This window comes from Frankia sp. Hr75.2 (assembly GCF_949319125.1).
GTDB classification, from domain to species: domain Bacteria; phylum Actinomycetota; class Actinomycetes; order Frankiales; family Frankiaceae; genus Parafrankia; species Parafrankia soli.
Window position 1 is genome coordinate 1 of sequence record NZ_CASGGV010000038.1, and the last position, 13,228, is coordinate 13,228.

Consider the following 13,228-nt stretch of genomic DNA (forward strand, 5'->3'; position numbering starts at 1 on the left):
GGGGCCGGATCGCCGGGTGCCGGATCGCTGTCGCGGTGACCGCGGACCGGGTCAGGCGCGGGTCTGCTGGCGGCCGCGCTGGGTGACGTCGGTGCGCCGGGCGGCGACGTGGCTGGTTCCGGGCCGCCACATCTCGGCCATGAGCCCTTCGGCCAGGTGCGCCTCGTCGAGGGTCGCCGTGTTCGCCAGCTGCCGGTAGTGCAGCAGCAGCCGGCGAACGCTCTGCCCGTCGTTGCTCACGATGTCGCCGGCCAGCCGCCGCGCGCACCCCAGCAGCTCGTCGTGCGGCACGACGTGGTTGACCAGGCCGAGCCGCAGCGCCTCCGCCGCGGTCAGGAAGTTGCCGGTCAACGACATCTCGACGGCCCGGCGCAGCCCGATCGACCGCGCCAGCAGGACTGTGGCCCCGCCGCCCGGCATGATCCCGAGCCGGGCGTGGGTGTCGGCGAACAGGGCGCGCTCCGAGGCCACCAGGAACGTGCACTGCAGGGCCAGCTCGAGGCCTCCCGTCACGGCCACGCCGTTGACGGCTCCGATGACCGGCTTGTCGATGACGGGCAGGAACCGGAACAGCCCGTTGTCGTACCGCTCGGGCCCCTCCCCCGGCCCGCGCGGGACGGCGGAGGGCGGCACCTCGCCCGAGACCTCCTTGAGATCGACCCCGGCGCAGAACGCGGGATCGGTGCCGGTCAGGATCACCGCGTCGACGCCGGGATCATCCCCGGCCGCGGCGACGGCGTCCCACAGCGCGTGCGTGAGCGCCCGGCTGAGCGCGTTGCGCGCGGCGGGCCGGTTGAGCGTCACCGTCGTGACGCGGTCCGCGGTCTCGACTACGACGACGGGCTCGCTCTCGCCCACCACCGCCACCCCGCTTCCGTAGTTCATGGATTCACCATCGGGTCAAGGATCCACCGGCTCGGGCGGTGTCCCGCTACCTCACGGCAGCGGCGGCCGGCCCACGCACGGCCGCCGCGACCCCGCCGTCCACGAGGAGGTCGATGCCGCTGACGAAGCGCGCCTGGTCCGACAGGAGGAAGGCGACCACGTCGGCGACGTCCTCGGACTGCCCGATGCGGCCGACCGGGGTCCGTTCGACGAGCGCCTGCATGGAGCTGTGCTCCGCCGCCTCCTGCTTGCCCTGCGGCGTGTCGATGATCCCCGGGGAGAGGGAGCAGACCCGGCCGCCGAGCGGCCCGACCCGGACGGCCTCCTGCTGGGCGAAGCGCTGCACCCCCCGCTTGGCCCACGAGTAGGCCCAGCCCGAGTCCTCGACCGTGGCGCCGAGCGCGGCGTGGATCCGGTCGAGGAGGTCCGGGGCGAGCGGGTCGTCCAGCGCGGCGTCGGCGGTCGGGTGGGGTTCACCGATCGCCAGGATCGGCGCCATCGAGGCGAAGTAGACCGACGCCGTGCCGGCCGTGGTGAGCGGCCGCAGCGCCTGCGCCAGCTGCGCCGTGGCGACCAGGTCGACGGCGAAGATGCGCCGCCAGTCGGCCATGGTCGGGGAGATCCCGGCCGCGTGGGCGACGGCGCGCAGCGTGCCGAGCTCGGCGACCCGGGCGGCGAGCCGCTCCACGCCGTCGACGTCGGTGATGTCCAGGACGAACGGCTCGACGGTGGCCGAACCGGCCTTGGTGAGCTCGCCGACCACTCCGGCGACGGCGGGGTCGCGGTCCACCAGGAGCAGGACGTCCACCAGGTCGACGAGCCGGTGGGCGCAGGCCAGGCCCATGCCGCGGCCGGCCCCCGTCACGATGCCCACGGTGCTCACGGCTCGATCACCACCCGCAGCGCGCCGGCCTTGCGGTCGGCGGCGACCCGGAACGCCTCGGCGGCGTCGGCGATCGGGAACCGGTGGGTGATCAGCGTCCGGGTGATCTCGGGGTCCTTGGCGAGCATGGCCGCCGCGTCCTCCATCTCCCGACCGTTCTCATGGGCGCAGTAGCCCATGGAGGGGATGAGCCGCCCCTCGCGGTGGAACAGCGGGCTCCAGTTGACCCCGACCTTGGCTGCCAGCTGGACCCCCACGCAGACCACCGTGCCACCGGGGGCGACGAGATCGATCGCGCGGTCGAGGCCGCTGTCCGAGCCGGCGGCCTCCACGACGACGTCGTAGAGCCCGTCGTGGGCGAGCGTCGCGCCGAGCCGCTCCCCGGCCTCGGCCTGGTGGGGGTGACGCGCGTCGAGGGCGATCTCGGGTGCGCCCTGGTGCCGCGCACCGGCGACGGCGAGCAGGCCCAGCGCACCGGCCCCGACGACGGCGACCCGGGTGTTCGGCCCGGTGCCGGCGAGCCGCAGGGCGTGCCAGGAGACCGACGCCGGCTCGACCAGCGGGGCGTCGCGGACGTCGAGGCCGGCCGGGAGCGGGACGAGCCGCTCCGAGGGCACGCGGAACTGCTCGGCTATCCCGCCGTCGGCGGTCGCGCCGAGGGCCTGCTTCGTGTGCTGCACGCAGAGGTTGTACCGCCCCTGCCGGCAGAGGTCGCACACCGTGCAGCCCATGATCGCCTCGACGATCGCCGCCGACCCGTCCTCACGCACGCCCGCCAGCTCGTGCCCGATGATCCGTTGGCTGCCTAATCTGATGTACAGGAGGTCGGAGCTACAGATGCTCGCGGCCGCGATCTTCAACACCTCACCGGAGCCGGGCGGCTCCTCGAGGTCGACGACGCTGACGCCGCCGTTGCCGGCACGTACGGCTTTCATGGGAGCTCCCTGACGGTGACGATTCGATCCGCCCTTGTCACCCGCATCACCAGAACGCTGTTCTGACCATGCGGAAACAGCTTCTTCATCGCCGGAATCGTACTCTCAGCACCCCGCCGCGGAAACGGTATCGCCGCTTCCCCACCGGCCCCGCTTTCCGGCGCCGGATCTGACCGCGAGACGTCGCCGCGCCGTCGATATGGTGGGGATCTTCCCGGACGAAACAGTCGCCCACCCGACGGCGGCGGCCGCGGGACAAGGGGCGCACGTGCGGCAACGGGCGACGGCGGTGCTCTCGGTGGCCGCACTGACCATTGCGGCGGTCTGCGGGCTCGCCGCGTGCGGGGGCGCGTCGGGCGACGCCGGCTCGGCCGGCGGCGAGGTCCGCGCCGTCGACGGGCCGGTCGACATGGGTGCCCTCAACGACGTCTGCGCCGGGAACGTGGCCCTCACCTCCGCTCCGCCCTACACCGGGCCGGCACCGCATCCGGTGGCATTGTTCAGCCAGCATCAGGGAAACGACCCCACCGGGTCGACGTTCCCCGTCCGGCTGCTCCAAGACGTGGGCCAGCCCGAGCGCGACGCCTTCCTGGCACGGCCGGCGCAGACCCAGCTCGTCGCGTGCGCCGAGCGGGACGCCCGCGAACCCACCGATGTCATCTGCCGTTTCGACATCGGCAGCCAGAAGCAGGTGCCGTTCTTCCGCACCTCGTACCGGATCACGGTGCGCGCGGCGCACACGGGGCAGGTCGTCGCCACCGTCCCGGTGAACCCGGCCGCCGCGGGGTGCCCGACCTCGGTGAAGGTCGCCTGGAGCGGCGCGGAGGTGTTCAGCGCCCCGACCGACCGTCAGATCGTCACCGCGCTGACGCCCTTCGTTTCCTGGGGCGGAACCGGGACACCGCCGGTGCCCGCGGGCCCGGAGGATGCCCCGGCCGCGGGCGGGGCCCCGGTTGTCGAGGGCTCCGTCCAGATGACGACCGGGCCGGGGGTGGACCCCGCCAGCCCCGCGGTCCGCGCCCATCTCACCTTCTGGGACGCCTTCGCCCGGGCCCAGGAAGGCGACCGCGCCGCCCTCGGCACGCTGCTGGACCAGGTCGACGGATCTTTCTTCGGCACGCTGACGACCATCCTGGACCAGAACCGCGCCATCCCGGGCCGGTCCGTCCGCGGGCCGCTGCGGCTCCTGGTCACCGGGGTCTCGGCCGGGCCGGAGGGCGGAGCGGCCGCCGTGGACAGCTGTCTGGACGAGACCGGGCGGGAGACCCTGGAGCAGTCGCTGCCCACCGGGCAGATCGGCATCGCGTCCCGGATCCGGGTGAACCTTGCCCGTGACTCCACCGGCGAGTACCGGGCCACGGGCTTCGCCGATGCGCCACCGGCCCCGTGCCCACCCCCCGCCGGGCGGATCAGCTAGCCCGAGGGCGGAAACGGGTTCAGGAGGCGGAGAGGGTGACCTCGGTCGCGGGCCCGGCGAGATTGTGGTGGATGACCAGGGTGGCCGTCGCATCGGTGCCGCCCTGCGGCGTGTACTCGGGGGTGACGACGCACCGGGCGCCTGTCGGCAGGGACGCGCCCTCGCAGTCGCTCGTGTAGCTGAACGCGGCGGCGTCTGATCCCACGATCTCGACGGACGTGACGGCCAGCGGGTCGTCGCCGGTGCTCTCGACCGTCACCGGCTGGCAGGCGGAGCTGGTGCAGAACACCGTCTCCGGCGTCACGGCGATGCCGGGCTCCGGGCCGGGCCGCGTCCCGGCGCTCCCCTCCAGGTTCACCTCGTTGGCGGGACCGCTGAGATTCTGGTGGATGACCAGCGTCGCGACGGCCGCCTCGCCGCTGTCCAGCGGCACGTAGCCGACGCTGAGGGTGCACTGCCCGCCGGGCGGCAGCTCGGCCTCGCAGCCCGCGTCCACGGAGAACGCATCGGCGTCGGGACCGATGATCTCGGTCGAGGTGACCCGCAGCGTGCCGGTGCCGGTGCTTTCCACGGTCACGGTCCCGGCGCACCCCGAGTCATCGCAACTCAGCGTCTCCGGGGTCACCTCGATGCCCGGCTCACCCGGCCCGCCGCTCGGCCCGCCGTCGTCCGGTGTGGCCGAGGGGTCCGTGTCCTCGGGAACCTCTGGCAGTACCTCGACCTGCTCGGACTCGAAACGGTCACCGGAGTCGTCGTCTGTCGCTTCGGCGACCACCCCGGTCGCCGGGCCGGTCACCTCCAACAGCGCGACGTTCTCCTCGGCCTGCGGGACGAGTCGGTTCGCCCCGTCCACGGAGAAGTGCAGGTTCACCGCGGCCAGCAGCGTGAACCAAGCATCCTTCAGCTCACCGGCGACCTTGTGACGAAGGATCATCAGGGTTCGGTCCGATGGGACGTCCCGCGGCAATGCAACCGATTCGCTGATCGTGAAGGTGCCGATCGGGGTCACCAGGTCACGACTCGCGCTGACGTCGATGTTGCCGTTCTCATCGATGGCGAACACGATGGGCGCGAACGGTGGCTTGTATTCGGCCTGGCAGGCACTGGCGCCGACTAGAACAACGACCGCCAGCAGAAATCCTGCGGCGCGGCGCCGACCGGCCCGGGCCACCGCCGTGAACCCGGTACGATCCTTCCGCCGCCGCCTCCTCGGCTTCGCCGCCACCGCACGGGTCTCGCCTTCCTTCGGTACGCCCGGCCTGAGATCGATGCTCACCTGAGACGTCACTGGAAGGCCCCCCGGCTGTGAGTGAACGGGCGTTTGGCGCGCGGAACCACGCTGGCCCGATGGGCCAGCGCACCCCCCCGTGGCGCGCTGGCCCGGGCTCACCGGACCGGCCGCGGCGGATGTGGCCGGCGATCCGGCTGACCGGCGCGGGTGCCGTTTTCCCACGGGGCGCTGTTTCCCCCGAAGGATGATCGGTCACGAAGATGAGCCTGATCTTTCCGGGAGCGGCCAACATCAGGGGTAGCCCTGAAACCGGGACCGGCTTCGAGTGGCATCCTCGGACAAATGTCCGCCACGGCGCTTCTCACGGATAACCACGCGGATTTCTGTGCCCTGGCAAGCGTCACCCTGACGGCCGGCGGCTACCGGGTCGTCGGTGACGCCGGACAGGATGGGCCGGACTGGCCGCGGCGGTCGCCGTCATCCCGGACATCGTGCTGCTCGTCCTGCAGCTTCCCGACCTCGACGGCCAGTCGGCAGCCGAGCCTGATCGCGTCGTCGGCGCGCCCTGAACACGTCGGTCAGTGATGTGCTCGCAGATAGGTGAGCACCGCGAGAACCCGCCGGTGATCGTCCGGTTCGAGTGCCAGGCCGAGCCGGGTGAAAATGCTGCGCACATGGGATTCGACCGTCTTCGGAGTGAGGACCAGCTGCGCACCGATCGCCTGGTTGGAACGGCCCTCGGCCATCAGCGCGAGCACCTCCCGTTCGCGGGCGGTCAGGGTGTGCAGGGGATCACGCCGCGACCGGGCGGCGATCATCAGGTCGACGACCTCGGGGTCGAGAACGCAGCCGCCCGCCGCGACCCGGGTAACGGCCTCGACGAACGCCTCGATGCCGGTCACGCGCTCTTTGAGTAGATAGCCCACGCCCCGGGCGTTCGCGCCGAAAAGCACCGGAAGGTAATGCGACTCCAGGTAGTGCGAGAGCAGCAGCACCCCGAGGTCCGGATGCCGGGCGCGCAGCTCCACCGCGCTCTCCAGCCCTTCCAGCCGGCCGGTGGGAGGCATGCGGATGTCGATGACCGCGATGTCGGGGCGTAGCGCCGAGACCGCGTTACGCAGCCCGTCGGCGTCGCTCACCTGCCCCACGACCTGGAAGTCGTGCTGCTCCAGCAGCCAGGCGATGGCCTGACGGAACAGCGGCGCGTCGTCCGCCAGGACGACCCGGGTCGGCGTCACACGCATGGGAGCACAGCTCGTATGGACGTCCCACCTCCGGCACGGTCGCCCACCGTCAGCCCGCCGACGACCGCGGCGACCCGGACGACCACGCCGACGGCCACAACACCGAGCACCACAGCCGCCCGTACTCGGTATGGACGAGCCGACTTGTCCCCCTTGGCACCGCCCCAGCATCCCAGACCCGCCACGAAACGTCACAGACCTGACACAAGGAGATCGCACGTCTTACCGGACCCGCCGCGGGCCCAATCAAGTCGGCACGCCCCGCCGGCCACGTCTCTACGTACGGCTCCGAGCAACCGCGGCGGTTCGAGCCGTCCGAAATCCCCGGCTGTCTCCGGCGACCTCGGGGAGATTCCCGATGAGTTGAATCTTCTCAGTCCGGTGGGCGGAGGGCCGGCGGCTCAGATGGTCACCCAGAGCGGCGAAGAGGCCACTTTCAATGATCGAAAGTGGCCTCTAGTTGGTCGGGGTGGCGGTGGTCGACCGGATTGACCACAATGCGAACCACCACCCGATTGTCCCCGGCCTTGTGATATCCATCACAGGCCATGCGAGCAGGTCGTCTACCAGCGGAAACACCACTACCCAGGCACCCCCGCCGACGCCGCACAGCCCCAACCGGCTGGTGGCACACCACATCCGGGTGACGTCCGATGGTCGGGGCGGCACCCACCGGCCCCGACCATCCCCCCCGGGGGGCAGGTAGCCCGGCCGTCTACCCAACCCGTCAACCCGGCGGACCTCCCAGCCGAACCCGGCCGGGCCCACAACCAGCCACACCAAGATCACACCTATACCGGCGCGCATCCCCGACCCCCTGAACGCCCAGCGTTGGCCTCCTTGCCAACAACCACCTGGGACAGCGCCCGCACCGGTCCCACTGGGCATGTCTCCACGCTCGGCGAGGATCGCTGCCGCTGGTTTTCCTGGACGCGGGCCAGCAGCCTGGTGTTCTCCGCCGGTGTCATCACCTGCCGGACCAGGACCACCACCAGCACCACCACCAGCAGCAGCAGCAGAGCGAGATCAACGGCTGGGTGACGGTTCAGCCGTTTCCGTCCTGCTGGATTCGGTGAACGCGGCGAACGCGCGCGGCCCGTACACGGTGGCCGGACCCCCGTTCATGAGCAGCGCTACTCCGAGAGCCTCGGCCACCTCCTGGGAGGACGCACCCGCGCGCGCCGCGCCGCGAGCGTGCGCGGCGATGCATCCGTCGCACTCCCGGGTGACGGCGATGCCGAGCGCGATGAGCTCCTTGGCCTTCCCACTCAATGCGCCATCCGTAAGTGTCTGGCGGTGCAGGTCCGCATAGGCTGCCCACACGTCCGGGATCGCCTTCCGTAGCTGGCGGACTTCGGGATGCAGCGCATCCAACACATCCTTACCGTGTGCAGTCGTCATCTCCTGCTCCTTATGCCGTGTCAGGGAGGATCTGCCGGCCGGTGATGGAGTACGGGCGAATCCGGATCCAGCGGAACTGTCCAGTCATCTCGGTTGTCTCGGTCCATGCCCGGAACCCCGTCGCCTCCAGCCGGGACAGCGACGCGTCATCCTGGACCTCCTCGCAGGTTCCTTTGATGACGACGCTCCACCCGTGCCGGTGTACCGCGTCGAAGCCGTCGATCTCGAAGCCGACGGCGGCCTGTTCAAGTGCGGCGGACAGTTTCGAGCCGACCGCGCTGCGGAACACCACCGCGGACCCGTCCACCAGGTAGGTCACGGGGAAGATCTCGGGCTCGCCGTCCGCGAGGAACGCCACCCGTCCCACCTGGCCGGCCGCGAGCAGCGTCGCGCACTCCGCCACGGACAGCACCGAGAGCCCAGCATGGTCGATGGCCCGACCGTTCATGGTCCGCACCCCTCTCGTCTCAACCCCGTGCAGATCTGATAACCATAGGACTCGAGGTGAAATCTGGATCATCCACGATCATCAGGTCGGCGAGGGCTCGGCGGCGTCCTCAGATGAACAGCAGCTGGGCGCCGTTGGTCTTCTCGATGAAGTCGGCGGCACTGATGATCCCTTCGACGGCCTCGTACAGATCGGACTCGTCGAGGTGCATCATGTCGGCCGACATGCGGCAGGCCCACAGGTGTCCGCCGGAGGCGACGATCTGCTCCAGGAACTCCGGCACCTCGGGCACGCCGACCTCGGCGATCTGCTTCTTCATCACGTGGGTCGTCATCGCCGTCATACCGGGCAGGCCGCCCAGGCCCTGGGGCATGTGGGTCGCGGTGTTGCCGAGCAGGGTGAACTTCAGGTCGTGCATCCTGGACTTGGTGATGATGTCGAAGCCCCAGAAGGTGAAGAACAGGTGGGTCTCCACCCCTTCACCCAACGCCGCGTTGGCGAGGACGAGCCCGGGGTAGGCCATGTCAAGGGTTCCCTTGGAGCAGATGATCGCCAGCTTGCGGCCGGTCTCGTCATCGTCGAAATTGGGGACGAAGGCAGCCGGCGCGGGCTCGGTGGCAGCCAAGGTGGCTTCAGTGACGGTCATGGGGATGCCTTTCCTTCTGGGCCCGGTGGTCAGACGCAGCCGTGCGGCTTGGGCAGACCGGCGATGTAGGCCATCTTCTTCGCCGGCTTCTTCGGGAACAGGGTGAACAACTCCTTGGTCGGGATGCCGGCCAGGGTCGTCACCCGGCGGATGGTCGCGGTCTCGCCCTGGGCTTTGTAGTCCTCGCGCAGGAAACGGATCGCCTTCCAGTGGGCGTCGGTCAGGCCGATGCCTATCTGCGCGGCGAGCTGCCGGGCGAGGTTCTCGTCCCACTCGTCATAGTCGGTGAGGAAGCCTTCCGGGTCGACGTGGACCGTACGGCCGCTGACAGTAGTGGTAGGCATCGTTACTTCTCCTTTGCGGGCAGACGCTTGCCGGCCATCGACATGTGCGCCGGCAGCGGGATCGGACGTCCGGGCAGCAGCAGGTGCCAGTACATCCAGCGGAACGCCAGCTTGCCCCAGTGGTTGCGGCTGCTCTCCTTCAGGAGGCCGAACGGGCCGACCACAGGCAGCGGGTAGTAGCCGGGCAGCGGTTCGGTGTCGTAGTTGAAGTCGATGAGCAGACCCTTGCCGTCACCGGACTCGATGAAGCAGTTGGCATGCCCGTCGAACTTCTCCGTCATCGGCTCGCCGGCGATGTGGCGCAGGAAGTTCCTGGTGAAGACGTCCGCAGAGAAGTGCGCGACCGAGCCGGCTTTCGATGTCGGCAGGTCGGCCGCGTCGCCGACCGCGAAGATGTTGTCATGCGTCTTGGACAGCAGGGTGTGTTTGTCCACCGGCACGTAGTTCAGTTCGTTGCCCAGGCCGGAGCGGGCGATGCAGTCGGCGCCCATGTTCAGCGGCACGGTGACCAGCAGGTCGAACGGAATCTCCCGCTCGTCGTAGGAGACCAACGTCTTCGCGTCCGGATCGATCCGCTCGACCATGAAATCGCTCTCCACCGCGATCTTGCGGTCGTCCAGCATCGAACCCAGCCGCGCCGACGCGATCGGCTTGGTGAACGCGCCCGACAACGGGGTCGCGTAAACGATCTCCACCTGGTCGTGCATGCCGCGGCGGCGGAAGTATGCCTCCGCGAGGAAGGTGAACTCCAGCGGCGCGACCGGGCACTTGATCGGCATGTCGACGATGTGCACCACCAGCCGCCCGCCGTGGAACCCCTCCAGCGCGCTGGCAAGCGCGACGGCTCCGTCAAGGCTGTAGAATTCATGAATCGTCTTGCGCCATTGTGGGCCGAGCAGCCCCGGAGTCTGATCCGGCCGGGGTCCGGTGCCGGTCGCAATAATCAGCTGGTCGTACGGGAGGTGCCGGCCGTCGGCCAACAGCACCGTGTTCTCGGCGGCCTCCACCCGTTCGATCTCACCCTGCACCAGATCCACCCCCGCCGGAATGAACCGGCGCCGCGGCCTGACCACCTCATCCGGCGTGTAGGTGCCGAACGGGATGAGCAGGAAACCCGGCTGGTAGACATGCTGATCGTTCTGATCGACGATGGTGATCTGCCATTCCTTCCGGCTCAGCCGGCGGCGCAGCTTGTTCACCACCATCGTGCCCGCGGTCCCGGCACCCAGCACTAACAGCCGCCTCATGACACGCCTCCCACATCTGCCCCGCGGGCTGTCGGTGGAGACAGCCACCCTTTTCACGGCTGGCGGATGTCAGCCGCCCCACTTTTTGTCTACCCCGACAGTAGGGCGGTACGCGTGCCCGATCAGGGGCCGTCAGTCCCGGGCGACAGGGCCACAGGGGCCCTGTGACCAGGGTGTTTCGGCCAGATGGTCACGTCGTCCAGCTGACCACGGAGCAGCCAGCCGGTGAGCCAGGCGGCCCAGCCGGTCCCCTCGGCACCCCACAGCACCAGGCCGGTGACGATCTCGACAGGATGACCGGGTTCCCGATCAGGTAGCCGGTGGCGGACAGGGCGACGAGATCCAGCACAAGCAGCCAGTGGATGAGGCGTACCGGCAAGTCCATGAGTCTGACGGGTAACCAGCCCCTTCGGCACACCGGCGCGGGACTATCCGCACCCCCCGAGTCAGGACTTACGCGACATGAGCAGATCTTGCTGGTGGAGAAGCATAAGACGCGGTCAGTGATGTTCCGGAAAATACACTGCCGGCGGAAAATACACTGCCGGCAGAGTGGGACCGAGGAGGCTGCCATGATATATGTTGCGCCCGGCAAGCCGGGTAGTATCGTCGATGTCGCGGACCGCTACGAGAACTTCATCGGCGGGAAATGGCTGCCACCGCGAGTGGGGAAATACTCGACGAATCTCAGTCCGGCGACCGCGCAGCCGATCTGTGATATTCCGCGGTCCACGCCGGATGATGTCGACGACGCCTTGGACGCCGCGCACGCCGCAGCCGACCCGTGGGCTTCCGCGTCCCCGGCGCAGCGGTCCGCGGTGCTCGACGCGGTCGCCGACGCGATCGACGCCAACCGGGAGATGCTGGCGGTTACGGAGAGCTGGGAGAACGGCAAGCCAGTGCGGGAGACGCTGGCCGCCGACATTCCGCTGGCCGCGGACCACTTCCGTTACTTCGCCGCGGCTGCGCGTACTCTTGAGGGGTCGATCTCGGAGATCGACAGCAAGACCTACGCCTACCACTTCCACGAGCCACTCGGGGTGGTCGGCCAGATCATTCCCTTCAACTTCCCGCTGCTGATGGCGGCGTGGAAGCTCGCCCCCGCGCTGGCGGCCGGCAACTGCTCGGTCATAAAGCCCGCTTCGCCGACACCGTGGTCGATCCTGAAGCTCGCCGAGGTGATTCAGGACATCGTCCCGCCTGGCGTCATCAACATTGTCAACGGTCCTGGCGCCGAGGTTGGTAGGGCGCTGGCGACCAGCCCGAGGATCGCGAAGATCGCGTTCACCGGCGAAACCGTGACCGGCCGGCTGATGATGCAGTACGCCGCACAGAACATCATCCCGGTCACCCTGGAACTAGGTGGGAAGTCACCGAACGTCTTCTTCGAGGACGTGATGGCTGCCGACGACGCTTTCCTGAACAAGGCGGTCGAGGGCCTGGTGTTGTACGCCTTCAACAAGGGCGAGGTGTGCACGGCCCCGTCCCGGGCGCTGATCCAGGAGTCGATCTACGACGAGTTCATGGCACGGGTGCTGGAGCGGGTCCACCGGATCCGGCAGGGCAACCCGCTCGACCCCGCGACGATGCTCGGCCCGCAGGTCTCCGCGCAGCAGCTGTCGAAGATCGCGTCGTACGTGGACATCGGGCTGGCCGAAGGTGCGGAGCTGCTGGCCGGCGGACACCGGCCGAAGATGGACGGGGATCTCGCCGGCGGTTACTTCTTCGAGCCGACGCTGCTTAAGGGCCACAACAGGATGCGGATCTTCCAGGAGGAAATCTTCGGTCCGGTGCTGTCCGTGACCACGTTCAAGGACGAAGCCGAGGCGCTCGCCATCGCCAATGACACGCTCTACGGGCTCGGCGCCGGTGTCTGGACCCGCGACGGCGGCCGGCAGTTCCGGATGGGCCGTGGCATCAAGGCCGGCCGGGTCTGGGTCAACTGCTACCACCAGTACCCGGCGGGAGCCGCGTTCGGCGGGTACAAGGTGTCCGGTATCGGACGGGAAAACCACCGGATGATGCTTGAGCACTACAGCCAGACCAAGAACATGCTCGTCAGCTACGACGAGAACGCTCTCGGCCTCTTCTGAGGAATCCGGAGCCCATTGAATGTCTGACCGACGCTCCGTACCCGGAGTCACCGCCACTCCCGCGGCCCGGGCAGCCATCGCCCGGCTGCGGGAGGATCGGGGTCCGCTACTGCTCATGCAGTCGGCAGGCTGCTGCGACGGCAGCGCGCCCATGTGCTTCCCACTGGGCGAGTTCGTGGTCGGGGACGGCGACATCCTGCTGGGCCACGTTCTCGACTGCCCGGTCTACCTCGAGGCCCGCCACCTCGCGGCCTGGCCGCACGGGGAGCTGGTTCTCGACATCGAGCCCGGCTTCGCGGACGGCTTCTCCCTCGACGCCGGCGAGGGAATGCATTTCGTCATGCGCGAAAGCGCCGCTCTCGCCTGCCCGCGACGGTCGGAGCCCACCGAGCCACCTGGTACACCGCCACCCAGTACACCGCAATGAACGGAGGACGTCATGCAGGCAGCCGTT

Annotated in this window: 13 protein-coding genes; 3 read left to right on the top strand and 10 right to left on the bottom strand. The window is 69.3% G+C overall.

Annotated features, from left to right (window positions below):
* Positions 1–51: 51 nt before the first annotated feature.
* From AC559T_RS04450 to AC559T_RS04460, 3 genes are read right to left on the bottom strand one after another with little or no spacing between them, the layout of a single operon-like run.
* Positions 52–885: an enoyl-CoA hydratase gene (locus AC559T_RS04450; RefSeq protein ID WP_498867846.1), complete on the bottom strand. Its 834-nt coding sequence runs from the start codon at positions 883–885 to the stop codon at positions 52–54.
* A 46-nt stretch (positions 886–931) separates the two neighbouring features.
* Complete coding sequence (locus AC559T_RS04455; protein WP_112108379.1) at positions 932–1,768, bottom strand: SDR family oxidoreductase; 837 nt, start codon at positions 1,766–1,768, stop codon at positions 932–934.
* A complete protein-coding gene (locus AC559T_RS04460) occupies positions 1,765–2,703 on the bottom strand; it encodes a zinc-dependent alcohol dehydrogenase (RefSeq protein WP_071060338.1) in 939 nt (312 codons plus the stop codon). The genes AC559T_RS04455 and AC559T_RS04460 overlap by 4 nt, the downstream gene beginning before the upstream one ends.
* Before the next feature lie 268 nt (positions 2,704–2,971).
* Here AC559T_RS04460 and AC559T_RS04465 point away from each other — a divergent pair, with 268 nt between their 5' ends.
* Positions 2,972–4,120, top strand: a complete 1,149-nt coding sequence (locus AC559T_RS04465) for a hypothetical protein (RefSeq protein WP_498867847.1) — start codon at positions 2,972–2,974, stop codon at positions 4,118–4,120.
* Positions 4,121–4,139: 19 nt separating this feature from the next.
* Here AC559T_RS04465 and AC559T_RS04470 read toward each other — a convergent pair whose 3' ends face one another.
* The 7 genes from AC559T_RS04470 to sqr all read right to left on the bottom strand — a co-directional run bounded on the left by AC559T_RS04470 (position 4,140) and on the right by sqr (position 10,681).
* Positions 4,140–5,396 carry a choice-of-anchor D domain-containing protein gene (locus tag AC559T_RS04470; RefSeq protein ID WP_498867848.1) on the bottom strand — a complete coding sequence of 419 codons (1,257 nt, stop codon included), beginning with the start codon at positions 5,394–5,396 and terminating at the stop codon, positions 4,140–4,142.
* Between the two features lie 533 nt (positions 5,397–5,929).
* A complete protein-coding gene (locus AC559T_RS04475) occupies positions 5,930–6,595 on the bottom strand; it encodes a LuxR C-terminal-related transcriptional regulator (protein WP_498867849.1) in 666 nt (221 codons plus the stop codon).
* Positions 6,596–7,621: 1,026 nt separating this feature from the next.
* Complete coding sequence (locus AC559T_RS04480; protein ID WP_498867850.1) at positions 7,622–7,996, bottom strand: carboxymuconolactone decarboxylase family protein; 375 nt, start codon at positions 7,994–7,996, stop codon at positions 7,622–7,624.
* 10 nt (positions 7,997–8,006) lie between these two features.
* A complete protein-coding gene (locus tag AC559T_RS04485) occupies positions 8,007–8,444 on the bottom strand; it encodes a pyridoxamine 5'-phosphate oxidase family protein (protein WP_498867851.1) in 438 nt (145 codons plus the stop codon).
* A gap of 109 nt (positions 8,445–8,553) precedes the next feature.
* Positions 8,554–9,090, bottom strand: coding sequence for a DsrE/DsrF/DrsH-like family protein (locus AC559T_RS04490; RefSeq protein WP_498867852.1), 537 nt, complete (start codon positions 9,088–9,090; stop codon positions 8,554–8,556).
* 29 nt (positions 9,091–9,119) lie between these two features.
* Entirely contained in the window at positions 9,120–9,434 is a 315-nt protein-coding gene (locus tag AC559T_RS04495; RefSeq protein WP_498867853.1) for a TusE/DsrC/DsvC family sulfur relay protein, read from the bottom strand.
* Positions 9,435–9,436: 2 nt separating this feature from the next.
* Positions 9,437–10,681, bottom strand: a complete 1,245-nt coding sequence (sqr, locus tag AC559T_RS04500) for a type III sulfide quinone reductase, selenoprotein subtype (RefSeq protein ID WP_498867854.1) — start codon at positions 10,679–10,681, stop codon at positions 9,437–9,439.
* Between the two features lie 572 nt (positions 10,682–11,253).
* On the opposite strand from sqr, the gene AC559T_RS04505 reads away from it, so the two are divergent.
* Both AC559T_RS04505 and AC559T_RS04510 read left to right on the top strand, forming a co-directional pair.
* The gene (locus AC559T_RS04505) at positions 11,254–12,774 is read left to right on the top strand and encodes an aldehyde dehydrogenase family protein (RefSeq protein ID WP_498867855.1); all 1,521 of its coding nucleotides are present in this window, start codon (positions 11,254–11,256) and stop codon (positions 12,772–12,774) included.
* A gap of 19 nt (positions 12,775–12,793) precedes the next feature.
* On the top strand, positions 12,794–13,201 hold the full coding sequence (locus AC559T_RS04510; protein WP_498867856.1) for a DUF779 domain-containing protein: 408 nt from the start codon (positions 12,794–12,796) through the stop codon (positions 13,199–13,201).
* Positions 13,202–13,228 lie beyond the last annotated feature (27 nt).